Annotated in this window: 14 protein-coding genes and 1 CRISPR repeat array; all 14 genes read right to left on the bottom strand. The window is 60.6% G+C overall.

Annotated features, from left to right (window positions below):
* Positions 1-545 precede the first annotated feature (545 nt).
* A complete protein-coding gene (locus B7O88_RS09175) occupies positions 546-3,146 on the bottom strand; it encodes a NahK/ErcS family hybrid sensor histidine kinase/response regulator (RefSeq protein WP_412779070.1) in 2,601 nt (866 codons plus the stop codon).
* Positions 3,130-4,290, bottom strand: a complete 1,161-nt coding sequence (nosP, locus tag B7O88_RS09180; RefSeq protein WP_328587510.1) for a nitric oxide-sensing protein NosP — start codon at positions 4,288-4,290, stop codon at positions 3,130-3,132. Before nosP ends, B7O88_RS09175 begins: the two co-directional genes overlap by 17 nt.
* A 312-nt stretch (positions 4,291-4,602) precedes the next feature.
* Entirely contained in the window at positions 4,603-5,769 is a 1,167-nt protein-coding gene (locus B7O88_RS09185) for a porin (protein WP_088275457.1), read from the bottom strand.
* A gap of 183 nt (positions 5,770-5,952) precedes the next feature.
* On the bottom strand, positions 5,953-8,529 hold the full coding sequence (locus tag B7O88_RS09190; protein WP_088275459.1) for an insulinase family protein: 2,577 nt from the start codon (positions 8,527-8,529) through the stop codon (positions 5,953-5,955).
* A 168-nt stretch (positions 8,530-8,697) separates the two neighbouring features.
* Complete coding sequence (locus B7O88_RS09195; protein ID WP_088275461.1) at positions 8,698-10,476, bottom strand: PQQ-dependent methanol/ethanol family dehydrogenase; 1,779 nt, start codon at positions 10,474-10,476, stop codon at positions 8,698-8,700.
* Between the two features lie 197 nt (positions 10,477-10,673).
* Entirely contained in the window at positions 10,674-12,713 is a 2,040-nt protein-coding gene (locus B7O88_RS09200; RefSeq protein ID WP_088275463.1) for a TonB-dependent receptor, read from the bottom strand.
* A gap of 99 nt (positions 12,714-12,812) precedes the next feature.
* Positions 12,813-15,781: a CRISPR direct-repeat array (repeat unit 28 nt; unit sequence TTTCTGAGCTGCCTACACGGCAGTGAAG).
* A gap of 128 nt (positions 15,782-15,909) precedes the next feature.
* Positions 15,910-16,467 (bottom strand): type I-F CRISPR-associated endoribonuclease Cas6/Csy4, encoded by a 558-nt coding sequence (cas6f, locus tag B7O88_RS09205; RefSeq protein ID WP_088275465.1) that lies wholly within the window; start codon positions 16,465-16,467, stop codon positions 15,910-15,912.
* A 3-nt stretch (positions 16,468-16,470) separates the two neighbouring features.
* Positions 16,471-17,499 carry a type I-F CRISPR-associated protein Csy3 gene (csy3, locus tag B7O88_RS09210; protein ID WP_088275467.1) on the bottom strand — a complete coding sequence of 343 codons (1,029 nt, stop codon included), beginning with the start codon at positions 17,497-17,499 and terminating at the stop codon, positions 16,471-16,473.
* A gap of 12 nt (positions 17,500-17,511) precedes the next feature.
* Positions 17,512-18,483, bottom strand: coding sequence for a type I-F CRISPR-associated protein Csy2 (gene csy2, locus B7O88_RS09215; RefSeq protein WP_088275469.1), 972 nt, complete (start codon positions 18,481-18,483; stop codon positions 17,512-17,514).
* The gene (csy1, locus tag B7O88_RS09220) at positions 18,476-19,783 is read right to left on the bottom strand and encodes a type I-F CRISPR-associated protein Csy1 (protein ID WP_088275471.1); all 1,308 of its coding nucleotides are present in this window, start codon (positions 19,781-19,783) and stop codon (positions 18,476-18,478) included. The genes csy2 and csy1 overlap by 8 nt, the downstream gene beginning before the upstream one ends.
* 20 nt (positions 19,784-19,803) lie before the next feature.
* On the bottom strand, positions 19,804-22,998 hold the full coding sequence (gene cas3f, locus B7O88_RS09225) for a type I-F CRISPR-associated helicase Cas3f (RefSeq protein WP_235821148.1): 3,195 nt from the start codon (positions 22,996-22,998) through the stop codon (positions 19,804-19,806).
* A 35-nt stretch (positions 22,999-23,033) separates the two neighbouring features.
* Positions 23,034-24,011, bottom strand: coding sequence for a type I-F CRISPR-associated endonuclease Cas1f (gene cas1f, locus B7O88_RS09230; RefSeq protein ID WP_088275475.1), 978 nt, complete (start codon positions 24,009-24,011; stop codon positions 23,034-23,036).
* A gap of 180 nt (positions 24,012-24,191) precedes the next feature.
* Entirely contained in the window at positions 24,192-25,079 is an 888-nt protein-coding gene (locus B7O88_RS09235; RefSeq protein ID WP_088275477.1) for a substrate-binding periplasmic protein, read from the bottom strand.
* Positions 25,080-25,083: 4 nt separating this feature from the next.
* The gene (pedF, locus tag B7O88_RS09240) at positions 25,084-25,521 is read right to left on the bottom strand and encodes a cytochrome c-550 PedF (protein ID WP_088275730.1); all 438 of its coding nucleotides are present in this window, start codon (positions 25,519-25,521) and stop codon (positions 25,084-25,086) included.
* Positions 25,522-25,535: the final 14 nt, after the last annotated feature.

Raw genomic sequence — 25,535 nt, forward strand, 5'->3', positions numbered from 1 at the left:
GCCTATGACTCTTTTTCCCGATAAATCTGCGCTACTCGCCCGCGTAAACGGGATCTGGGGCCGTGCGCACTCGACCCTATCCTCCGTAATCAAAACCACACACACGGGACGGTCGAGCTCCCGCTCGACCAGCGAACCGCCGTGCAACGTCATGGCCGAGTTGGAACTCGGCCTTCCCGTAGTGCATGTTCCTGCGACGGGGGATGAGGTGCGCACGGACCAATACCCCCGTCTGCGCGGGCGAGTAGCGCAGGGCTGACGGGAAAAAGAGTCGTAGGCTGTCTGAGGAGCGCAGCGACGAGTTTTACGACTCCCCGTCAGGCCGAGCAACGCAGCGAACCCGAAGGGCCGCGCAGCCGGGTGGCCTTTCTTTTGGTTACTTTTCTTTGGCCACACAAAGAAAAGTGACTCGCCAGAAAGGCGAAAGGAATCGCAATGAATGCGAGGAAGTGAGCCTTAAATACCAAAGCCGAGCACGCATATCGAAGAGACCACAAAACCAGCAAAGGGCACGATTTGCTGTATTTATCAGGGCGACCCAAAGATCACCCACTCACCGCCAACAAATGACTCATCGCCGTCTTCAACTTCATCGGCTTCACCGGCTTGTGCAAAATCACATGCCCCAACTCCCGCACCTGTAGCTTGAGCGCGTTGCTGTAGTTGGCGGTGATCAGCAGCACGGGCAGCGGTGAGCTGCGGCGGGCGTTGATGCGTTGGACGACGTCGACGCCGTTGACGTCGTTGTCGAGGTGGTAGTCGGCGATCAGCAGGTCGGCCTGGGCGTGGAAGTTGTCGACCTGGGCTGCGAGGTCTTCTTCCGACAGCGCGGTGATGACGTTGCAGCCCCAGCCTTCCAGCAGCGTGCGCATGCCGGCGCAGATGGCGGCATCGTTATCCAGCACCCAGACGGTGGAGCCCGGCAGGCGTTCGCCGATGCGGGCGGTGACCGGTTCGTCCTGCACCACGGTCGGTTGCAGGCGGCCGAACGGCACATCCACGCTGAACACCGAGCCACGGCCTTCGACCGAGCGTACACGGATGCGATGGCCGAGCATGCGGGCGATCTTGTCGACGATGGCAAGACCAAGCCCCAGCCCACGGTCGCGGGTGTTGGCGCTGGGGTTGACCCGTTTGAACTCCTGAAAAATCTCCTGCAGCTTGTCTTCCGGGATACCCATGCCGGTGTCCCAGACTTCGATGCGCAGGCCGTGGGCATGGCGACGGCAGCCAAGCAGGATGCGCCCGGATGGCGTGTAGCGGATGGCGTTGGTGAGGAAGTTGCGCAGGATGCGTAGCAGCAGTTGGGCATCGCTGCGCACCACCGCACCACACGGCACAAAGCTCAGCTGCAGACCTTCGCTGGCGGCGAGCTGGCGATATTCGTTGGCGAGGTTGTCGAGCAGGCTGTCGAGGCAGAAGGCGTTGATATCCGGCTTGATGACCCCGGCGTCCAGCTTGGAAATGTCGACCAGCGTGCCGAGCAGGTTTTCGACATCCTCCAGCGAGTGGCTGACCTGCCGCACCAGCGATGCACTGCCCTCCGGCACCTGCTGCTCCAGCAGCGCGCCGGTGAATAGCCGGGCGGCGTTGAGCGGCTGCAGCAGGTCGTGGCTGACGGCGGCGAGAAACTTGGTTTTCGACAGGTTGGCCTGCTCGGCTTCGCGCTTGGCCTCGCGCAGGCGCGCTTCGGCCTCGGCGCGCTCGCGGATCTCCTGGCGCATCTGACTGTTTACTTCGGTCAGCTCCTGAGTGCGCTCGCGCACGCGCTGCTCCAGATGCTGATAGGCCTGATGCAGCGCCTCGGAGGTGCGCCGCCGCTCGGTGATGTCGCGAATCATGACGAAGATGCCGACCACCTCGCCCTCGCTGTCACGGTTCGGCACATAGGAGCGCAGCAGGTAGCGCTGGTGGCCGTCCAGATTGGGTTCGGCAAACTCGAAGCTGACGCTTTCGCCGTTGAAAGCCCGGGCGATGTATGGCTCCAGGCGGGCGTACTGCTCGGCGCTGTGCACCCGATGCAGGCTGTGACCGAGAATCTCGCCACGCGCCCAGCCGTACCAGTCTTCATAGACCTTGTTGGTGAACTGGTAGGTCAGATCGGCACCGACGTAGGCGATCAGCGCCGGTACATGGTCAGTAATCAGCCTGACCCAGCGCTCGCTGTCCTCCAGCGCGCGGGCGTAGAGGTCGCGCTCAGTAATGTCGGTAAAGGTGTTGACGAAGCCGCCGGTGGGCATGGGATGCGTGCGCACCTCCAGCACCCGGCCATTGCCCAGATGCTGCTCGCAGGTCAGCACCGGCGCGCCCTGCTCGGTGCGGCTATAGGGCGTGAACAGCTCCAGCTCGCTGTCTTCCATCACCTCATCAAAGGGGCGGTGGGCTTCAATCGGCGCCAGCCCGGCCAGTTCCAGGAAGCGGCCGTTCCAGACTTCCAGCGCGCCTTCGTCATTCACCACGGCGACGCCCTGGGACAGACTGTCGACGGTACGCTGCAGCAACCGGGTCTTCTGCTCCAGCGCCTTCTCGCGCCGCGCTTTCTCGGACTGCTTGAGGTCGGTGATGTCGGTGTACATGATCACCAGCCCGCCTTCGCGGGTCGGCCGTTCGCTGACCTGCATCCAGCGCTGGTCACGCAGCTGGTGCAGCAGATGGCCGTCGGCAGCGGCGTCGGTGTCGACAATCAGCCCGGCACGCAGCGCCATGCGCTTGACCTCACCCAGCGAGGTGCCTTCGGTAATGCGCACGCCGGTGCCCTGCCAGAACGCGGCGAAGCGGCGGTTGTAGAGCACGATGCGCTTGTTCTCGTCGAACAGCACGAAGGCATCGGGCACGCTTTCGATGGCGTCGATCAGATAGTGATGCGCCTTTTCGGCGCGCGCGCGCGCATCGCTCAGCAGGCGGTTGCTGGCCTGCAGCTCGGCCATGGTGTCGTTCAGCGCCTGAGTGCGTTCACGCACCTGTTCGGCCAATTCCACCGAGTGCTGAAACGCGGCGTAGCTTTCGGTGCGCTGGCTGGAACTGGATTCGACCCGTTCGATCAGCGCGGCGTTGATGCGTTTGAGTTTGCGGTTTTCCGCCCGCAGCGCCTCCAGCTCGGCCAGCAGCTCCGGGTCATGCAGCGGCAACTCAACGCGGGAATGCAAAGGCCACCCCGGTGAAGGTCTGGTTGATGTGCATGCCGTTGAACTGCTCGCCGTAGGTGTTGAAGCCGATCACCCGGTTGGCAGCGAGAAACTCCGACATGCGCTTATCTTCACCACGCAGCTCGGATTCCATGCGGCGCAGGAAGCAGTCGCAGCCGAGGATCAGCACCGGTTCACCGAGACGCTGACGCAGCTGCTCAAAACGCAGGCGCAGATTGGGCAGCAGCTCGCCTGGTGTCATCGCGGTCAGCACGATGCCGGTATCCACCGCGCAGTAGAAGGTCAGGCTGCGGTCCGGATTGACGCGCTGAATCGAGCGCACGTAGAACTGGTCGCGAATGCGCACCGCCAGCGCGTCGAGGGCGAAGTGTTTGCCGCTCAGCTCATCCACCGGCACGCCGACCAGCCGGGCGTATTCCTCGGCGGCGGGTTCGGCGTTCAGTTCAAGTACGGTACGGGTGCTGCTGTCGGCGTCGGTCACCACCAGCTTGCTGTCGGTGGGTTTGAGGTGATGGGTGGTGAACACCTCAAAGTCCAGCCAGGTGTTGACCATCACCACCACGGCGGCGCCGGTAACGAAGCGGCCCTGGTAGTAGACGTGGGTGTGGCTCAGGTGGTTGTCGTCGCCGGCCGAACCGCCGAAATGGGGAATGCTGCCGAGCGCGGCGCTCAGGGTGTTGAGCACCAGCTCCTCGCGACTGGACAGACCATCGAGCAGGGTCAGGGCAAAGGTGTGATCCTTGACCGGTGCCAGATTGACCTGCCGACAGTGACCCAGCATCCGCTCTACCGCCTGCTGCGCCTCAACCAGACTGAAGCTCTCAAGTCCACGGATCAGCGTGCAGTCGACCGCAAAGGTGCGCAGGTCGAGCCCGACCGCGCTGATGCAGCCGCGGCCATATCCTGCGGCGCTGATTTCTCCGGCGGTGGTGCAGCCCAGCAGCATGACGCCGCCAAAGTGCTGATCCAGCGCGGTCGCCAGCTGGTCGAGCGGATATTCCGCCGAGCAGAAGAACAGCACGCAGCCCAGATGCGGGTGCAGCAGCTGACGCGCCAGATCCTGCGCCGCAGCGTCCGGGTCGGTGGCCTCGGTCATGGCGGTGCGGAAGCAGTCGTCGAGCGGCTGGGTGCTGAAGTCGGGCATACCGGAAATCGGGTTCATGCCAACGATTCTAGAGAGCAGGCAAGCCCCGGCCCTATGCTACTTCAGTACTGGATTGGTAGGTCTTGGGGACGACGCGGAGCGGGGCTGGTGATTGACGGAGAAGCCTGCGGCGTTCTCCATCCTACATGGTTGAGGTGCGGGGCTGGCGGCGGCCGTAGGGTGGAGAATCGCGTAGCGTTCTCCACCATGAGCGCCCCGCCGAAGCCCCGCAGCCAAGCTGGAACTCGGCCGTCCCAGAAACAAAAACCCCCGCCTGCTCACACAGGCGGGGGCCGGTACTGCTGAAGGCTCTTACCAGCTCAGGGCAACACCCAGAGCGACGGAGTCGGTCTCTTCGATGGTGACGCTGTTGGTGCGGTCTTCGATCTCAAACTGGTTGTACTCGGCTACCAGCGTCAGGTGCTCGTTGATGCTGTGGAACAGGCCGATGGCGCGGGTTTCGTAGTCAGCGGCAACGCCCAGGCCATTGCCGTCGTCTTCGGTCTTGCCATAGGACAGCGCCAACCGGGTCTTGCCGCCGAAGGTGTAGGAACCCTGCAACAGGTGTCCAGTGCTGTCAACTTCACGCAGTACCGCTTCGCCCGCATTGTTGGTGAAGAACGGGTTGATGCCTTCGGCGTCAAAACCGGATGCGGTCAGCGACAGGGCGCCCATCTTCGCCTGGACGCCGTAGCCAAAACCCTGCGAGGTCACGTCGTCGACGGTGCTGTCGGTGTTCTTGGAGGTCTGGTAGCCGGCGTTCACCCAGCTGTAGATATCGGCGCCAGCCAGATCGAACTGGTAGGTGACTTCAGTTTCGAAACGCGGTGCGTCCTGGTAGTTCTTGCCGACAGCGCTGTCGTCACTGGTGTCGACCGGGTCCATGATACCGGCGGCAACACGCAGGCCACCCATGACCGGCGAGCGGTAGGTGATCTGAGCGGTCGGGAACGGGTACGGGTAGCCGCTGCCGATGTTGCCGAAGGACACGCCGCCGCCGTCGACCAGACCCAGTGTGTCGCTGACCTGACCGTAACCGGCGAGCATTTCGTCGAGCAGGATGTTGGAGCGGGCAAACAGCCCGAAGTCCTTACCGACCAGCACTTCACCCCAGTCGCCGCCGATAGTGCCGTAGAACTGACGTACGTCGATGGCGGTCGCGGTGCCGTTGGTTTCGCTGTCGTTGATGGTGACCCAGAACGACGAACGCGCGCCGAGTGTCAGGTCGCCCATGTCCTTGCCCATGTTGAAGCCGATGTAGTTCGGCAGAAAGCCCATCTTGACGCGGGCCTGATCGCGGTCCAGGTCGTCATTGATGTTGTCGGTGTCGGTCTGAACGTAGAAGGCATTGACGTAGCCGTCAGCGGAGAAGGTGGTGCCGTCTTCGTCGTACAGGGTAATGGCGGCGGAGGCCGGCGCGCTCAGCAACGCGAGGGCGATGGGGGTCAGCAGGGTGCAGGCAATCTTGTTCTTGTACATGGTGCTCTCCGATGTAATCAGTGACTGAAGCGTCACGCCGATTATCAGAAAGCCCCCTGCCCGCCCCCATTGGCCATGAGCGGCGGTTGTATTGCCCTTTGGTGTGTGCGACCAAGCGACGAAGAAAATCGCCGGCGGCAGGTTGTATTTACAACCTACCTAGGTAGTACACATGCGCCTTTTTCAGTCCGCCCCGGCCTGCCGACTGAGCAGGCGCCAACGCGCACTGTGCGGCAGGCGACTGACGAATGCGCGCCAGTGCAGGGCGTCAAGCTGCAGCAACGCCTGCCGCTCTGCCACCAACTGATCTTCGCGCTGCCAGAGACAGTCTTCCCAGTGCGCCTCAAAACCCTGCTGCGGGTGCTGCCGATACTGCTCCAGCAACTGCGAAAGGTGCACGGCATGGTCCTGCAATTGAACGGTAGACAGGGCACCCAGATGCTTGAGGCTCTGCTCCAGAAAGCGGTCTACCGCCGATTCGATGCAGCGGTGTGAACGGTCCGGCGACTGCACCAGCAGCAACAGACCGGGGCGGCCGGCACGGCGATGCAGGCGCGCGACTACCCAGTAGCCCAGCTGCTGGCGGGTGCGCAGCTCGGCAAAGAAGGAATCAGCCAGCAAGTGGTGCAGCAGACGCCAGCAGGCCGCTTCCAGCAGGCTGTCGCCTTCAGCCGGCAGATACAGCAGCTGGGCGCGGTCGGTGTGCTTGCTGCTGACCTCGCTGACCTGCAGCTGCCCCGGCTGCAGCTGCGGCAACGGACAGCGCCAGGCAAACGGCTGCATCAGACTCGGGCACAGATTGATCAGCAATTTGGCCACTTGCGAGCGCTCGGCCTCCGGCCAGCCGTCGGGTTTGAGCCAGATGATCTGCGCCTGCCCGCACAGCCGCTGCCAGAGCGCCAACGGGTCGCGCAGCCGCAAGGCCTGAGTCGAGCGTTCCTGCTCCAGCGTCTGCAGCAGCCGCCAGGCGGGCAAGGCGTCCTGCTCGTCCTGCAACCAGCGACGACTGCGACGCTCGATCAAAGGCAGCTGGCTGGCCGCAGGCGGCGTCTGCAACTGACTCAGCAGCTCGCGCACAAAGCCAGGCAACAGGGCCTGCGGACCACGCACATCCAGCACCAGTTGGCCCGGCGCCAGCGACCATTGCAGCCCCACGCCAACCCGCGCGCCCCAACGCTCCAGCGCCTCGCTTTGCAGCGTCCAGCAAGCCTGCAGCCAGCGCCGCTCGGCCAGTGTTGCCGAACTGTCTGCCCAGCACCATGCCAGTCGGGTGCGCAACGCCCCACCTTGCGGACTAAAGCGTTGCAGACGCAGACCGGGCGCGACCGATGACCAGCGCAGCCCTTTGGGTGCCTCGGCCAGCGGACCAAGGCAGGGGCCGAGCCGACCGGCCAGGTTGGCGGTCGGCGCAGGGCTAGGCGGCAACGCGCATGCCTGCCAGCGGGTGTCGGTGTGCGCACACAGCTCGTCGCCTGGCAGCCTTGGCAGGCGCTGCAACAGTAAACGGTTGGTCGGATTCAGTTGGCTGAGCAGTTGCTGCCAATCGGCCAGGCCGAGAGTCGGCAGCGCAACGCCAGCCACATCCAGTACCTGTTCCGCCGACAGCGTCAGCAACCGATCGGCGTAGCAACGGCAGCTGTCGAGCATGTCACCCTGCGGGCCAAGATCAAAGGCGGTCTGCGCCAGAGCCCGACGCGCCGCCTGCTGCCACTCGGCCGGGTCCTTGCTGCGCATGGCCTGCAGCCAGCCGTCCAGGCCGGCCAGCACCTGTTCGGGCTCGGCGTCAGCACTGTACAACTCGATACGCAGCAGCGCCTGACCGCCGACGTCCGGCTCCAGCGAGGCGCGCAACTCATCGAGCAAACCGCGATCGCGCAGATATCCCAGCGCGCCTGCGGGCGAGGGGCTGTTCAGCCATTCATCCAGCCAGTGCGCTGCAGCGCCGTGCGAATCACACTCGCGCAGGGGATACAGCAACACCGTCTGCGGCTGACTGCTGCGACCTTGCCATTCCACCTGACGCGGCAACTGGCCTGGCGCAAACAGCGGCAGGACGAAAGGTTCAGGCGCGCGCCCCGCCGGCAGTTGCTCCGCGCTGTCCCGTGCCAGCGCCAGCAGTTGCTCTGGCGCCTGCGGCCCGTGCAGCACCAGCGCCATGCTTCCCGCACGGTAGTGGATGGCGTGCCACTGGCTCAGCCGCTCGGATACCCTAGCCGCGTCCCCCGCCAGTGTTTGCGCATTGCCGGCGGTAAAGCGGCTGAGTGGATGCTGCGATTGCACCTGCGTGGCGAGCACCGCCTGGGCATGGATGTCATCGTCGGCCAGTCGGGTCTTGAACTCGGCGTCAATCACCCGCCGTTCCTGCTCGATCTGTTCAGGGGCAAACAATGGTGCCGCCAGCATGTCGGTCAGCTGGGCCAGGCATGGCTGCAGGCCCTGCGGGCTGACCGAGCAGAAAAAACGGGTGGCATAGGGTGCGGTGCTGGCATTGAAGCGCCCGCCCCACTCCGCTACCCGGGCCGGGAACGCGCCGGGCTCAGGCCAGCGCTGCGAACCCATAAACAGCATGTGTTCGAGCAGATGCGCCAGCCCCGGCAGGTCATCGGGCTCGGCATGGCTGCCGGCGGCAACCTGATAAACCGCCGTCGCCTGGCTGGCGTGGGCGTCGTGAATCAGCAGACAGAGCAGACCGTTACTGGCGCGGTACAACTGGTAGTCGCGCTGGTCGGCAGGCAGGGAGGCAAGCGGTATCGGGTGCACGGCAGGTCACGCAGGGTAGAAGCCAGTGCTCAGGTTAACGCAGCCTGAGAGGGCGCCCGGCAAACCGGTACCAAAGTAGTAAATTGCCGCGACAGGCGGCGAAGAACCGGGCGCAGGACGCGCCCGGTGGCAGGATGCGGGAGTACGCCTAGGCGCACTCCCGACTGCTTAGCGCTGGCTGACTGCCGCGCTGCTCGGCAGCTTGAAGGTCCAGAGAGTGCCGCCCTGGGTGAAGTTCTTCACCCGCTCGGCAACGTGGCCACCCCACAGCGGTACCGCACCACCCCAGCCGGACATGACGGAGACATACTGCTCGCCGTCCATCTCCCAGGTAATCGGTGAGCCGATCACGCCGGAACCGGTATTGAACTGCCACAGTTTCTCACCGTTACGCGAGTCAAACGCCATCAGGTAGCCCTCGGGGTTACCGGTGAACACCAGGTTGCCCTTGGTGCTCAGCACGCCGCCCCACAGCGGAGCCTCGTTCTGGTAACGCCAGATTTCCTCACCGGTTTTCGGATCCATCGCACGCAGGACGCCGATGTACTCCTCGTTCAGCGGCTTGATGGTGAAGCCGGCACCCAGGTAGGCGGCGCCCTTCTTGTAGGTGGTGGATTCGTTCCAGATGTCCATGCCCCACTCATTGGACGGGACGTAGAACAGACCGGTGTTCTGGCCGTAGGACATCGGCATCCAGTTCTTGCCGCCGAGGAAGGCCGGTGCGGTGAACACCTGACGGCCGGCATCGCCGGATTCAGTCGGTGCGCCCGGACGGTAATCATCGGCGTAGATCGGACGGCCATTCTCATCCAGACCGGTTGCCCAGGTGATCTTGTCTACGAACGGGAAGCCGCGGATAAAGTCGCCGTTGGTGCGATCCAGCACGTAGAAGAAGCCGTTGCGGTCGGCGGTACCGGCCGCTTTCACTTCCTTGCCGTCTTCTTCGTAATTGAAGGAGATCAGTTCGTTCACACCGTCAAAGTCCCAGCCGTCATGCGGGGTGGTCTGGAAGTGCCAGACGATCTGACCGTTGTCGGGGTTCAAAGCCAGACGCGAAGACGAGTACAGGTTGTCGCCGGGGCGCAGGTGCGAGTTCCAGGGTGCCGGGTTACCGGTGCCGAAGAACAGCAGGTTGGTTTCCGGATCGTAATAGCCGCCCAGCCACGGCGCGCCGCCACCGGTCTTCCACAGGTCGCCCGGCCAGCTCTGGTTTGCTTCGCCACCGGAGATACCGGCCTCGACGGCCTTGCCGTCTTCGTAGGTGTAACCCATGTGACCTTCGATGGTCGGACGGGTCCACAGCAGTTCGCCGTTGGAGGGATTGTAGGCTTCGATCTTGCCAACCACGCCGAATTCACCACCGGAGACGCCGGTGATCAGCTTGCCGTCAACCACCAGCGGAGCTGCGGTGATCGAGTAGCCGGCCTTGTAGTCAGCAACGGTCTTGCGCCAGACAACCTTGCCGGTGTCCTTGTCCAAGGCGACCAGCTTGGCGTCCAGGGTGCCGAAGATCACCAGGTTATCCCACAGGGCTACACCACGGTTGATTACGTCGCAGCACGGCATGATGCCGTCGGGCAGGCGGGCGTCGTATTGCCAGAGTTTCGCACCGGTGCGGGCGTCAACCGCGAAGACCCGCGAGTAGGAACCGGTGACATACATCACGCCGTCCTTGATCATCGGCTGGGACTGCTGACCGCGCTGCTTTTCGCCACCCAGCGAGAAAGCCCAGACCGGCTGCAGGCTGCTGACGTTTTCGGTATTGAGCATGTCCAGGGTGCTGTAACGCTGACCCTGCAGACCCATGCCGTTGGTGACCACCTGGCTGTTGTTGGTGGCATCGGCACGGATATCGTCGTTGGTGACATTGGCTGCGGCCACGCCGGCGACGCTCATGGCGGCAACCAGCGTGGTCAACAGAAAGGAAGAGCGGGCATGTTTGGTCATTGCTGCTACCTCTGAGATGTTGTTGTATTGGCGCAGTCGGGTTGTGCCGAGCGATACTCGCTGCCGCTCGGCACGTCCCACACGATGAAACGGGAAAATTTCCTGCTTCTGGCCACGATTCTTGGCTCAGAGCCCAATACCAACAATTGCTCGCAGGGGTAATTTCCTTACTCCCTTGGTAGCACTACCCGCCCGCCTCAGAACACGAAACGCGCGCCAACCGTGAGGTTGCGGCCCGGCAGCAGCACCTCATCCTTGATGAACGAACTGTGCTGACGCGCCTTCTCGTTGAGCAGGTTGTTGCCGCGCAGATACAGCAGCAGATCGCTTTCACCCAGCTGTCCACGCCAGTTCACGCCAGCGCCCAGCAGGGTGTAATCGCCTGTCTCGGTCTCGTAGTCGGCGGTGTTGTCCTGACGCATCACCTGACTCGCTTCCAGCTGCGCAGACACTGACCCAGTCAGACGCTGATCCAGCCGCACGCCGACCCGATCAGCCGGGATACGCGGCAGATCACCACCGTCCTTCAGACGGCCACGCACACTATCGCCGAACAGGGTCAGCCCGGTCGCCGCGGTTGCCTGCCAGCTCACGCTGCCTTCCAGCCCCTGCAGCACGGCATCAGCCTGGCGGTACTCAACGACGCGATAGCCCGCGCCGGGATCAGCCCCGGTATCAGCGGCGTAGATGAAGTCATCCACCTCGTTGCGGTAGACACTGACATCAAAGGTGACCGCGCCACGGGTACGACGCAGACCGAGTTCAGCGTTGATCGCAGTTTCCCGATCCAGATCCGGGTCACCCAGTTCTACCGTACGGGTCGCCGCATGCGGGCCGTTGGCATAAAGCTCTTCGGCGGTCGGCAGACGCTGTGAGCGCGACAGCGAACCGTACAGCGCCAGGTCCGGCTGAAACTGCCAGGACGCGCCGAACGACAGCGAGGTACCGCGATGGTCAGCGTCGTCACTGCCCTGCTTCACATCGACCGACTGCCATTCCTGGCGCAGACCGACTTCGTACAACCAGTCGCCGGCCTCATAGCTTTCCAGCAGGAACAGCGCGCGGTTGTGGGTCAGCGTCGCCGGAACGTACGCCTCCTCCCCTTCGGCGGCAAAGTCGCGACGAGTCAGCTGGGTGCCGATCACCCCGCGCCAGCCGGCAACCGGGGCGTGAGTAACCTCCAGACGCCCGTCTGTACCGCGATTGGTAAAGCGGGTTCCGACTTCATCACCTTCCATCTCGACGTGGCGGTAGTCGGTATCGGCAACGCGCAGGCGTACACGTTCTACCCCGGCAAACGGATTCTGGTATTCGCCACGCAGATCCCAGCGGCGCTGCTCCATATCGATCCAGGCATCGGCGTGTTCGTGGTCATGATCATGGTCGTCGTGATCATCGTCGTGGTCGTGATCGTCATGACCGCCGCAGTGCCAATCAGGGCCGTGGGTGTGACAGTCGGCGTGCTCGTGCGCCAGCAAACCGTATTCGCGATCCTGACGGCTGTAGGCCAGGCCCAGATAACCCTGCTCACCAATCCAGCTCAGCCCCAGAGAACCGGTATCGGTATCGTTGTAGGCGCCTTCCTGACGGGAGGGGTGCCCGGGAATACGATAGGGATCAGCCTCACTCTTGCCGCCCTCGATACGCATGGCAAAGGCACCGGTACCCAACGTCAGACCCGCAGAACCCGCGCGCTCATCGGCAACCGTATTGGCGCGCAGATCAATCTCACCCTCGTAACCGCGCTCGGGTACGTAGGTCGGCACCCGGCGGTCGATCAGGTTGACCACCCCGCCAATCGCACCGCCACCGTACAACAGCGTGGCCGGGCCCTTGAGTACCTCCACCCGCTCGATCAATGCGGTATCGGCGCTGATCGCGTGGTCCGGGCTGATAGTCGAAGCATCCAGCACATCAGCACCGTCGCTGAGCACCCGCACCCGCGCACCATCCAGCCCGCGAATCACCGGTCGGCTGCTGCCCGGGCCAAACCCGGCAGCGCGCACCCCCGGCAGCGACTCCAGACTGTCCGCCAGCCCGGTCTCACGCAGCGCAAACCAGTCCTCACCCTGCAGCACCGCCGCCGGCTGAACCATTTGCTCCGGAGTCTGATTCAGCGCACTGGCGCTGACCGTCAGCGTCGGCAAATCCAGCGGCGCATCCGCTGCCTGCACGGAAGAGACACCAGCGGCCACCGCCGCCAGCGCCAGAGTCAAAGGCGTCTTGCTTGAAAACATGGCTGCTCCCTTTCGATTTGGTATTGGCAACGGCGTGGCTGACACACCGCGGGGCAGACTATAATTGTTATAACGTAACAATAAAAGAGATTTTCCACGAACCTATGCTGCCTACACGGCAGTGAAGATGGGCAAGCCGGGCGGTTATTCTGATCCGATTTTCTGAGCTGCCTACACGGCAGTGAAGCCACTCTTTGCGCCCGGCGCGGATCTCAGACATTTCTGAGCTGCCTACACGGCAGTGAAGTTCCGCCTGCATTTCGAGTGCTCGGATTTGTGTTTCTGAGCTGCCTACACGGCAGTGAAGTGGGCGCCATTGTGGTCGACCGGTCAGAGTCGTTTCTGAGCTGCCTACACGGCAGTGAAGACTCCAGCGCGAACTGCACTGTGTAGGGTGCCTTTCTGAGCTGCCTACACGGCAGTGAAGGGGCGGTTGGGTCAGCAGCATGGCGCTGGACCTTTCTGAGCTGCCTACACGGCAGTGAAGCAGTGGCTGGCGTACCAGGCGGTGCAGATGCTTTTCTGAGCTGCCTACACGGCAGTGAAGGCAAGTGGTATGAGCTGCGTGATCTGGGCAACTTTCTGAGCTGCCTACACGGCAGTGAAGCGTAGGTGCCGCCCATGGGGTTGGTGGCATCATTTCTGAGCTGCCTACACGGCAGTGAAGCTGGACTGCGGACTCCCACTCTTCCGGAGTAATTTCTGAGCTGCCTACACGGCAGTGAAGTGCGCCGGATAGCATTCTCTGATCGTTCGATATTTCTGAGCTGCCTACACGGCAGTGAAGGGTCGGTGATGGCCTGCAGCGTGCCGTCCATTTTTCTGAGCTGCCTACACGGCAGTGAAGGACAAGATCGGCGACGTTTTCAAGGATGTGCATTTCTGAGCTGCCTACACGGCAGTGAAGTATGCACAGGCGCGTGACAGCGGCGTGCTGCTTTTCTGAGCTGCCTACACGGCAGTGAAGGTGACCCTGAATCACCCTGCGAGAAGTATCGCTTTCTGAGCTGCCTACACGGCAGTGAAGGAGTCGATGATCTTCGATGCAGAGACGTTGGATTTCTGAGCTGCCTACACGGCAGTGAAGTGGCACGTAACAGCTTGCTGGTCTCCGTGGTATTTCTGAGCTGCCTACACGGCAGTGAAGGGGGACCCCGGCAGCGCAGCGGTAGCGCGGCTTTTCTGAGCTGCCTACACGGCAGTGAAGTACACCGCCCAACAACCGGCAGCGCCTGATCCTTTCTGAGCTGCCTACACGGCAGTGAAGGGCGCGGTCTCGCTGGCCAGCTTCAAGGTGCATTTCTGAGCTGCCTACACGGCAGTGAAGCGAACCCAGAACTTCGCGGTAATCACGTCCTTTTTCTGAGCTGCCTACACGGCAGTGAAGTTTGTTGTCAGCGTGCCCTTGGTCAACGGTGTTTTCTGAGCTGCCTACACGGCAGTGAAGTCGCCGGCGTCACTGATGCCTTTGGACTTCTGTTTCTGAGCTGCCTACACGGCAGTGAAGATGATCTACGATGCTGGCGGAGATCCGTTGGCTTTCTGAGCTGCCTACACGGCAGTGAAGAGCAGAAGCTGGCACTGCAGCGGCTGATGGAATTTCTGAGCTGCCTACACGGCAGTGAAGGGTCGCTCTATCGCTCGCTGATGGAACCTATCTTTCTGAGCTGCCTACACGGCAGTGAAGAGTAGAAATCAAGACAAGTGAGCTGGAAGGTGTTTTCTGAGCTGCCTACACGGCAGTGAAGGGGACGCTTGCGCCTCTTGACCGGATCACTACTTTCTGAGCTGCCTACACGGCAGTGAAGAGAAACGCCTTGCTGATGCCGGTGGCCTGGACTTTCTGAGCTGCCTACACGGCAGTGAAGCTCTTGCGCGATAGTGTTCGCGATTACCGTCTTTTCTGAGCTGCCTACACGGCAGTGAAGTCGAGCTTGAGACCATGATGGCGGAATGGGACTTTCTGAGCTGCCTACACGGCAGTGAAGGATCAGCCGCATCAATGGTGCCGTTTAGCGCTTTTCTGAGCTGCCTACACGGCAGTGAAGAGCAGGCACGGCTTGATGCCGCGCTCAATACCTTTCTGAGCTGCCTACACGGCAGTGAAGTTTCGCGTCTTCGTTCCGGTCAATTTCATCTTTTTCTGAGCTGCCTACACGGCAGTGAAGGTTGTGGTGCTGTTCCGTGCTGGCTACGGTTCTTTCTGAGCTGCCTACACGGCAGTGAAGTTATTGTTCCCGGGATAAATATGCATTTCTCATTTCTGAGCTGCCTACACGGCAGTGAAGGGTGCTTGTCGAATAGGGTCCACGGGCAAGACTTTCTGAGCTGCCTACACGGCAGTGAAGGGACGCGGATAGTCTCAACCGGCGCGCTAGAATTTCTGAGCTGCCTACACGGCAGTGAAGAGAGTCTGCGCAAACTGCACGGGGTGCATGATTTTCTGAGCTGCCTACACGGCAGTGAAGGCTTTTCGGGTACAGACGCTTGAGCTCAAGCATTTCTGAGCTGCCTACACGGCAGTGAAGGAGGTCGGTGCCCATTGCGGTTGCGACGTCCATTTCTGAGCTGCCTACACGGCAGTGAAGATACCCAGTTCTGGGACACAGCGCTAGCAGCTTTTCTGAGCTGCCTACACGGCAGTGAAGACTACCCAGCACGGCATCCAATGCGCCGGACTTTTCTGAGCTGCCTACACGGCAGTGAAGTCACCCGGACAGCGACCGGCGACAAAGGCCGATTTCTGAGCTGCCTACACGGCAGTGAAGGCAAGCGTGGGGACGTACCGAGCATCGCTACTTTTCTGAGCTGCCTACACGGCAGTGAAGTCATCAACGTAGTCGGGAACCACGACGACACGTTTCTGAGCTGCCTACACGGCAGTGAAGTTCCAGATGCCCAGCAGATCCGCTGCTGGGGCTTTCTGAGCTGCCTACACGGCAGTGAAGAAAACAAGTTTGATATTCGATGCGACTTCTCTTTTCTGAGCTGCCTACACGGCAGTGAAGACTTGCTTGGCACCGGAGGTCATCGCCGAGCGTTTCTGAGCTGCCTACACGGCAGTGAAGTAGAGATACTTGCACATAAATTATTGGTTTTTAAAGAGCAAAACCACCTGCCTGGTGTTTTCCCTTTTTTTCAGAAAAACACCAAGCATTTGATTTCAAAGGCAGTTATGGAGCGCCCTAAAAAAGGGTCAGAACCAAGGCACCGTAGCTGTACTGCTAAGGCCATAGCTGTTGAACTCACCCGTTCGAGTTTCTGGCGCTTGGGTCTGCTGAATGAACAGCAGAAACTGCTGCCCCGAGCTGGTGCTGTTGATACGCAGATGCGGTAATGCCAAAAGACGCTCGACCCTATCTGGTATCAGCTCAACAACGGAGCTTGAGTCTGTAGTTGGGTGGCGTTTCAAATAACGCCTCCGCAGTCGTGCTGCATTGGATTTGGCTTGGACACGCCTCACCTGATAGGGCACTGCCATAGGAGGGACAGGCTCAACTCGCGTTATTTCCAGGTGATCTCGCATGCCTCCCAGCCAGGTTTTCGTCATATGCGCAGTCAACCGGGCAACACTACCGTGCAGGCGCATAACGCGCCCAAGATGCGACGCGGTCGCATCCGGGAAGCTGATCGCGATATCGATAGACGCATCAGCAGCAAGGGTTCTATGCAGCTTGGCAAACAGTGCATTCATCAACATCGGCGCAGAGAACTCGGGATCAGGCAGAAGCCGTATGTCCAGATAATGATCCATGACTCAATCCTTGTCTGAAGCGCCGAATACACCACCGCGAATCAGCGTGGCCATAACGTAATGCTGATCCCCTGCAGAAGGCGCTTGCCCCTTGAGCACCCAGTTATCGAGAAGGTTGTAGAAATCGACCTTTTGCTTCGGCTGACGATAGGCACGCCCTTCTGACGTAACCGAACCATAAGGTTCAACTGCAATCGGCCCGATGCTGCCCTCTTCCATCGGATACCAAGTATCGATAGTACGCAAGGCATTGCCGATCTTCTGGCTGTGCATTCCAGCAACATTGTCGATCACATACAGGGTTTTGCTCTTGCCTTTACCCCGGTCCAGAATCAGCTCTTGGGAGGGATAGACTTCCTGTGCATCCCCCATGCGTGCGTAAGCTTGCACATCCAGCAACGCGTAACCATCCGGCGCTGCAAGCCCACTCTCGATCACGGCTGCCAGGGCGACCAGATCACTATTGCTCGCTTCAAACCCACGCAGGGAAAAATCATGCGCGCTGAAAGTCCAATTCGCGACCACCCTGCCCTGTTCAAGATGGCTGACTCGCACTTCAACAACTTCTGCGCCTACCCGGTTACGCCACAGAAAGCGACCGTTGGCTATATTGCAGGCAAAACGCGTGGCCAACTCCGTAAAGCCCTGGCTCTGCGTGTACCCTTCAACCACCTGTAAAAGTGCTGCCTGATAATCGGCATTGTTGCAGGCAGAGGGGACTCCAGCACCGCCGAGAACCCGCAGCGTAAAGCGGGCACGCAGAGTATCTGCATTAGCAGGCAGGGTAGCCACGTCAACCGTCTGCAGATTGGGCGACTGAATCTGCGCGTCCAGCTTGGCTGGATCCTGGGCGTTAGCTTTCAGGCGATTTGAAATAGTGCCGCGTACGGACTTCTCACGCACGCTAACAGCTGGCCATTGGGCGCCATTGTCACGGTCTTCCCAGCGCCCCGCGCTAAATAGCGCGTCAGACGGATCCAGCTTACGTTCAAATGCCAGTACGGATGCGGTTTTAAGTTCACTCTTGGCCATGATCACATCTCCTTATGCTATGCCTTCAGCGGCATCGGTCAGATAGTCGGTATAGCGGTTGATACAACGGTATATGCCGGCTTCAGGGTCGGCTTGGTGGTGCCAGAGCAACTGCTCCAGACAACTAACACGGTGCGGACTCACCCATTCGCCAATGCTGTACAGGCTTTCCACAAAACGAACGGGGGTTTCAGCATCCCGGCTGTTGAGTACTTCGCCCGGCGCATACAGCTCGCCAAGACCGGCATAGCCGATGGGCAAAGGCACCAGCCAGCCCTCGCGACGACGAACATGCCACTCGGTGCTGCCATTCGGCTCAGGTTCGGCGTTGGGTTCAATATTCAGGCGCGACAAGTCCAGCAAGGCATCCAGTGCTGTAGCGTTGGGTCGGGTTTCACGCAGGCGTTGCAGTCCTTGAGCCAACCGATCTTCACGCAGGGTGAGCGCAAAACCCGGCAACCAGTGGCGGCGTAAGCTTCTGAATGCATCATGCCGATCAGCCTCGGCCGAAGGCCATTCCTCCAGCCGTGGTGCATAAGGAGGGCCAGGGCGCTGCGGTAGCAGGCTCCCCCCCGCCAGGCGCATGGACATAGCCACTCGGCTGATACTCGCCAGAACCCATGCACGATCATCCTCGGGCACCCAGTCGGCCAGCGCAATCACCAGCGTTACCTCCAGGTGCGCTTTGCCCTCCTCCACCAGAGAGGCGGTTGCTCCGTCCTTATTTACCGGGTTGCGGGTGAGACAGAACACGCGGGTATAGCTGCCTGCCGGGCGGTACACCTGCGGTTCGAACTGATGACAGATAATGCCTACTCCGGCAAAGCCGCCGGGCAGCTCAGCGGTCAACCGACGCTCCAGCGCATGAGCAAAACCGGTGAAAGCTGTGGGCGACGGAAAGCCCCAGCTCAGCGGCCCAGACACAGCATTAGCCGCCTGAACGCGCAGGCGCGGCAATATCAGCAGACTATTGATTTCAGTCATGGCGTAACTCCCTATACAGCATGGTCAGCTCTTGCTCCAGCAGGCGACTCCATTCGAACGCCTCGCTCTCACCAACGGGGAGGCCTTTGCCCGTATCAAACAGACGAGCATTAAACCAGTTGGCAAAGCGGCGGCAGACCTGATCCTGCCAATCGGACTGCCGATAGCGTTCGGCGAAGCCTTCATCCAGAAGGCTTCGCTGCGGATCCAGCCAGCATTGCTCTTCCTCGTTCAAACGGCACTCCGCCTCGGCTGACCACCCTGGGGCAAGGCCCCACAACGAAGCCGCATAATGCAGCAACGCATCAAACACAGCCTGCACTCGCCGCGCCCTGCCCTCGCGCACTGGTTTGTTATTGACGTTTTTGACGCGCTGCAAATAGCTGCGCAGATCGTCCATCGCATCCCGCACGCTGCGCTGACTGGTAAACCCGCGAACAAAAATGCTCTCGGTATTCAGCGGGGGCCGAATGGCCGCTGATTGCCAAGAGGGCGGTACCGACGGCAAAAGATGGTTCTCGCCGTAACGCTCACTGTTTAGCTGACTGATATTCTGCGGCTTGGTACCGCCAAACTTCTGCACTACTACATTGGGATACTCGTGATAGCCATGGGCAAAAGGGAGCTTGTTGCGAGCCGCTTCACGAGCAGCCTTGGCGGGATCTGAGAAACGGTATTCCCGCACCTCTCGCCAGACAGCACTGACCAGGGAACTGGGGAACAACGGCGCCAGCAAATGGTACTCGCCATTACCCAGAGGCCAGTACATCTGCTTGGCCAAGGTATGCGAAGCCGGTTTGCCCTTGGCCTCTACCAGCCCGGCAAAGGCCGTCATCCACTCCTCGGCTTTGGCGGTATCTGCCGACAGTGCCTCTCGCAGCGCGGAGTTTCGCTCCAGTGCCAGCGCCAACAGACTTCGGCCAGCCACCTCAACGCGGAGGAATTTGTATACGTCCAGGGCGGCGGCATTGCCTACTACATCAGGCTCAAACGCATCGCGCAGAACATGCGTACCGACATACTGATCACCAACATACAGATTGCCAGCATTGAACAAGTTGGTGCCGCGCGCATCCGGGTGGATGTACTTTATGGCATGCGTGACCTGCTGAATCTGCCCCACCCGCCGCGCAGCGTCTGCCAACCAAGTCTCCGGCTCATGCGCTCCCAACAGTTTTGCTCGCTCCTCGTGCTGATCCTCCTTGAGCTTGTCGAGCTTGGCTTGCAGGCGGGTCTGAATAAACTCGCTTATTGCTTGCCGCACGTCGCTTGCCGTCAAGGCAACAGTCGTTTCTTCCATGCAAATAGCTCCCTGCGTTACTAAACCATTCTGTTAAACCCCAATACCGGGTGATACGTCCAGCCGTTCTCACACCCTTTCGCTGGCAAATCCAACCAGCCATAACGGCGAGCAGTCTGCTCAACTGACATATCCAGCTGTTCTGCGAGCCGCTCCAGCTCTGCCAGATAATCCGTCACACCCCAGGCGCTGATCCCCGGCGCCAACTCCAGGACAATGTCATGCTTCAGGTTCTCTACCGGCACCAACTGCCCCTCCCTGTCTAACTGGTGCAGCCGCGCTCTCGCATCGTCCGGCATCAGGACATAGCGTTGACGCCCTTTGGGGTCATAGCGAAACGGCTGATGACGCTGAAGTACCGAAGTCAGTCCGGCAGACGTCTTCCACCAGAAACTTGCCGGGATGACCTTTAGCGGTGAGCCGTCACCAGCGCCCTGAATCCAGTGGCGAGTGACCTCATGTTCGAGGTCAACGAGGTTCCCAGCAGGATCAGTCTGGTCCCGCTGCCGAATTCGGCTGCGGGCATCAATGTGCTGCCACTGCTCATCGCTAAGCAGCTCATGCAGCAAGTGTGTGCGCAAACGAAACTCTTTGCTCTCAAAACCGGGCCGGCAAAATGCTTCGGCCGCAAGGCCGCTGCGCAGGTGTTTGAGGTTGGTATCCAGCAAGTGGAGGTTGGGCGCTGCAACGTTGCCTGGTCGATGGCGGCGCACACGCCCCGCCAGTTGAATGATCGAACGCATGGAGGACGGCTCTACTATCCCCCAATCGTAATCATGATCACGCCCCACTTCAGCGACCGGTGTGGCCAGCACCACCAGAATATGATTTTGCTCAGGATTACCATCAAGGATGTGCCTGACTGGCTCAGAGGCCCACCAGGTATCCGGCTGATGCCTGGCAAGCAAGTGATCCAGCTTCCCCTCAATAGCCGAGCGCACCAGTAGCGGATGCTGCGAGTGGTACACGCATAAATGCACTCGCGTGTCCTCAGCCGCCGGTAAGGCGCACAGCGCCTGTGCGACGTTCACCAACGGATGAATATTGGCCATACGCACCAAACCAATACTCAACCGCTTGCCGCTAACCGGATCAGCCATCGAATGCGCCCTGTCCAGCGCGACAACCTGCTGTCGAATGCTGGCTGCAAAAGTGCGGAATAGTTCGGACTCTGGTAGTCCGTGGCGTATATCCAGCGGCTGAATCAACGCCTTGCGACGGTTATCATCCGCCTGTCTGCTCTCCAGTTTGCGCAAGCGCTGGGCGACAAACGCCTGATGCTGGCAGAGAAAACTGTCCGCGTCGCCATGCTCGCCCGCGAGCGGCGTGAACTCGTCAAACCAGGCGCAACACACAGACAATGACCGACCGGGCTGCCCTCGGTTGAGTTGATACTGTTCTCGCCCAGCGAGGTAGGCGTTAAACAGCCCCTGAATCAACACGGGTGGCAGGGTGGCAGAGGACAGCAAGACCCTGCTGCCCAACATACCCGCCCAGTTGACCAGCCGCGCCAACGCGGGCAGATCTTCAAGCCCGAAGTCATCCGGCTCATCCAGTACCAGGTCGGAAGTCATCAGCCGCAGCATGGGCGCAATTTGCTGGCCTCCACGGGTACCCTCGGTTGCAGGCATCAGGTGATCAATAGTGCAGGCCAGCACAGGCGCATCAAGCAAGCGCTGCGCAGTCGGGCTTTCAGCCAGCCAGCGATGTAACGGGCCATCAACCATGCTGCCCTCGAAGTGAACGTGCTGCCACTCGGGAAGCAGCGGTGCCGCCGATTCGGAGCCATTGTGCAGTTTGAGTTCGTACAATTCCCTGACGGCAGCGCCGCCAACCATAACGGCCAAGTCCTGCTCCGTCAGACCAAGCCGATCCCGGTAGGCCTGTCCAGTCTGCAGGGTCAAGGTACGTAAACCCAGCGCGACACTGAAACGCGCGCCGCGCGCAGGATTCGAAAGCGCATACATGATGCGACCGTTGGCCAAGGTCTTGCCACACCCGGTGGACGCCATATTGACGCCGAAAAAGCCCTGCTCTGCGCTTTTGTGCTGCAGTCCCTCAGCCAGGTCAAAGGCCTTGTCTTGCCAGGCAAATCGTCTGTCCGCGCTACGCTGACGAAACCCCTTGTGACGGGCAATACTGGGCAGACTGCCGGTCAACTGAGGCAGGCTACGCAGAATGCGGCTGGCATTCACTTCAACACCTATCAGGTGCTCGTCCAAGCGCTGTTTGAGCGCCCTCGTCTGCCTATCCGTGTTGGCATAAAGCGGGAAGTCCGCATCGCCATAACGTGCATGCCCGGGTTGGCCAGAGTAATAATGGTCCGCCAGCATCAACGTCATACGAGCGGTATGCATGGCATAGGCGTTGATGCACCAGTCTGTGCTCAACAACCCGACCCGGCGCAGCATCTGTACGGCCAGCTTACGGGCATGTTCGCACCAGTGACGGCTGTCAAAAGGCAAACCGGCCTTCAGATTCCAGCACTGTTTCAACTCGGATTGCGTCGCATCCTTGCGCTCGCCGCACCACGCCTTGGTAATAGCGTCAGGCAAAGATTCGATGTGCTTGTGATTGAATTTTTCCTGCGACGCGGGCATCCGGTGGTGACTTACGATCAGCCAGCCAACCGCCTTGGCCAGCGGCGGCAGGCCCGCAAAGGGCCCGCGGTGCTCGCCAAGTCCGTCGCACTTCAGCAGTTTGAGGCACGCCTTGGTTGCCGTTGCATCAACGGCTGCCAATCGCTGCAGCCACTGCTCATCCTCTTGACCTGCAACAAAGGCCTCAAACAAGCGCAGGGAGATCCACTCATGTCGATAGGGATCAGCAATCGCAAGGTTTTTGCGTAACTTGTTCTGAAATGCCAGCACCGCCTTGCCAAAATCGTGAAACAGCGCCGCGACACAGGCAAGCAGGCGAATGTCTTCGGCACTGTGCCAGTCATCCTCATCTCCGGCGCGCAAGACATCGCGCTGGGTCATGTTAGTTGGCGTTGCGCCCTGGCTATTGAACTGCCGGGCGTCGCCCACAATCCAGAGTAACTCGCTGTGATCCTTGCCACGAATCCAGTGGCAGGCAACCGCCGTGTTCTTGCGCGCAGTCTTGCGCAACAGCTTGTGCAGCGTCTGCAACCCCGCCATGGTGATCGGCGTCTGCCAAGTGCGCTCGCCGCGGCGCTCGGCGAACTGGTCGAGGATACGGCGAGTCTCTGTCAACGCACGCTTGCTGCATTGAGAAACCAACAGGACATTCATTGCGTCCCGTCCCCGAGCGCATCCGCTACCACTTTGATCGACTCAATCATAAAGTCCAGCGATTCACTGCGGCTCAGGTTTTCAATACATGCCTGACGAAATTCCTGCTCCTCATCACCACGCATCGCGGATATAAATGCCTGCGGCAGAATGGAGGCATCTTTCACCAGGTCCGCGACATCAAAAACCAGTCCGCCGCGTCGGGTTTTTCCATGCAGCACGGACAGCCCGTGCGGTAACCCGAGCACCCAGGTCGCAGTCGCAGCAAGGCCATAAGCGAGGTAGTTGCCGTGATCAAGAAAACGATTTGCCGGATCGCCACCCGAGCCGCGCTTGGCGCGGGTAAAATCACCATAGCCAGTGGCATCAACCGCCAGTTTGAACAGCGCCTTGGTCAGTCGCGCCTCTTCGGTCAACAACATGGTGTTGTCGCCTGCCTCTTGGTTACGGGCTGCAGCCTCCTTGAGTAAGTGCCGCAGGCGCTCCGCTGGCACCGTAAAGCCTGCGTCGTCAAAGGCACGATTACCTAGCCATGTACGCTCAATACGGTCAAGGCGCAACTGTTGCAGTTGTTTGGCAGCAGCCAGCCGCTGCACATCGTCAAACCAGAACTTCACCCATGCCTGCAGGTACTCTGTCGGTCGATACTCACTCTGCGGTGATAGCCACGCCACTTCCACATCCACTTCATTGGCGCTGAACAGGGGCGTCCCACCTCCACCACAAAATCCGACTAGCACACCAGCCTTTGCCAGCTCGCGCATTGCCGCCTGAGTAATGGAGGTGCCAGTCCCCAGCAATACTGTTGTGGTGTTGGCAATGGGAATATTCCAGTAGAGAGACTGCTTGCCCTCATCGGTAACGTATTCAACGCGTCCACCGTTGACCAACACCCGGCAGTGCTGCAAGTAATAAATATTGGCCCGCTTGGAATGCAGGATCGTTTTCAGATCCGAGGGAGAAAAGTCGTCCATGCCGTGAGTCCTTCACTATGGCGATTAGGAGCAGATAGCCATCATCCTGATAAGGGCAATAGCAGCACGCCTGAGGTGATGTGTCCAGCATCGAAGCACATCGACACGACAAACACTGTCGCTGTAACGCAAGGCAAACAAAAAAAGCCGGCCCAGAGGCCGGCAAAGGAGATCAGTCGATTACTGCGCGTAGCGATCAGGCGGCAAATACCGCAGCCCGTGCGCCGCGTAGATAGCCGCCATCCGGCCATCGAGAATCATGCTTTCCACCTCATCACCCAGCGCGTAGGCCAGTTGACGGTTGGATTCGTGGACGGCCATACCCAGCTCCCACACCTGCTTGCCGATGTTCGGGTAGGCGTTTTCAGTCAATTGCATGCCCGCTGCCGGGTGTTGCGCCAGCAGCCAGTCGATTTCCGCCTGGGTGCCCATTACCGCGTTGACCTCGCCCTTGAGCATCGCATCAAAGGCAACACTGAGGGTGCGGTAGTGGTGAATCATTCCGGCCAGGCGGCCGTTCATCACCGAGCCCAGATAGAACGACGGCACCGAGTCTTCCTCTACCCCGACCGGGTAATACTGGAAGATGGCGATGCTGGGGACGGCGTCGATCTTGCCTGGGTCAAACGCCGCCTGCCAGCGTTCGCGCTGGTAGGGCCCGAACATGTGCACCAGCTCGTTCTTCGGCAGACCAAGCTCATCGCGGCGGTTGCTGAAGTCCTGATCGTAGGGCACCCGCAACATCACATCGGCGACTTCGCCCGGGCGCAGGTAATGCCCTTTCCACAGGTGGTTACGCAGGTCACCGTCAATGGTTTCGTCCGCCTGCATCCACTGGATACTCAGGCGGACGCCAAGCCCTTCGGCCAGTGCCTTGGCCAGCGCGACATCAACCCCGGTGGGCTCGCCGTTTTGCATGAAGCTGTAGGGCGGGAAGTCCTGGTACAGGGCCACCCGCAGCTCGCCAGAGGCGACGATTTCGTCGTACTCACGGATGTGGGTGATGTTGTACGCCTGCGCTGGCAGTCCCAGCAGCAGGCAGAGACAAAACAGCCAGGCGCGGACCATGGCGTTATTGCTCCACTGCCACGCTTTCCAGCCAGGTACGGATGGACCAGAGTGCTTCCTGACTCAGGAAGTCGGCCATCTTCGGCATGTAGACGCGTCCATCTCGGACCGAGCCATTGATCACCCGCTCCTTGAACCACTCATCGCCGTAGTCGCCGACTTCCAGATAGCGCAGGTCGGGCGTAATGCCGCCGGAGATGCCTTCCAGACCATGGCATGCGGCGCAGTTCTGGTTGTAGGCTGAGGCGCCGACCTTGATCGCCAGCTCGTGCTGCGGGTGGCCCTCACGGTAGGGGTTGGTTTCGCGCCATTCCGTGCCCAGCTCTTCCAGCCCCTTGGTATCTACTGCCTGAGGGGTGACATTGCCGTGGGCCAGCGCCTGACCGGCGGCCAGTGCCAGGCCGAGTGCGGTCATCTTCAGTGCGTTCTTGTAATGGTTCATACTGCTCACCTCGT

Origin of the sequence: Halopseudomonas aestusnigri, assembly GCF_002197985.1 — a bacterium.
Classification (GTDB): Bacteria; Pseudomonadota; Gammaproteobacteria; order Pseudomonadales; family Pseudomonadaceae; genus Halopseudomonas; species Halopseudomonas aestusnigri.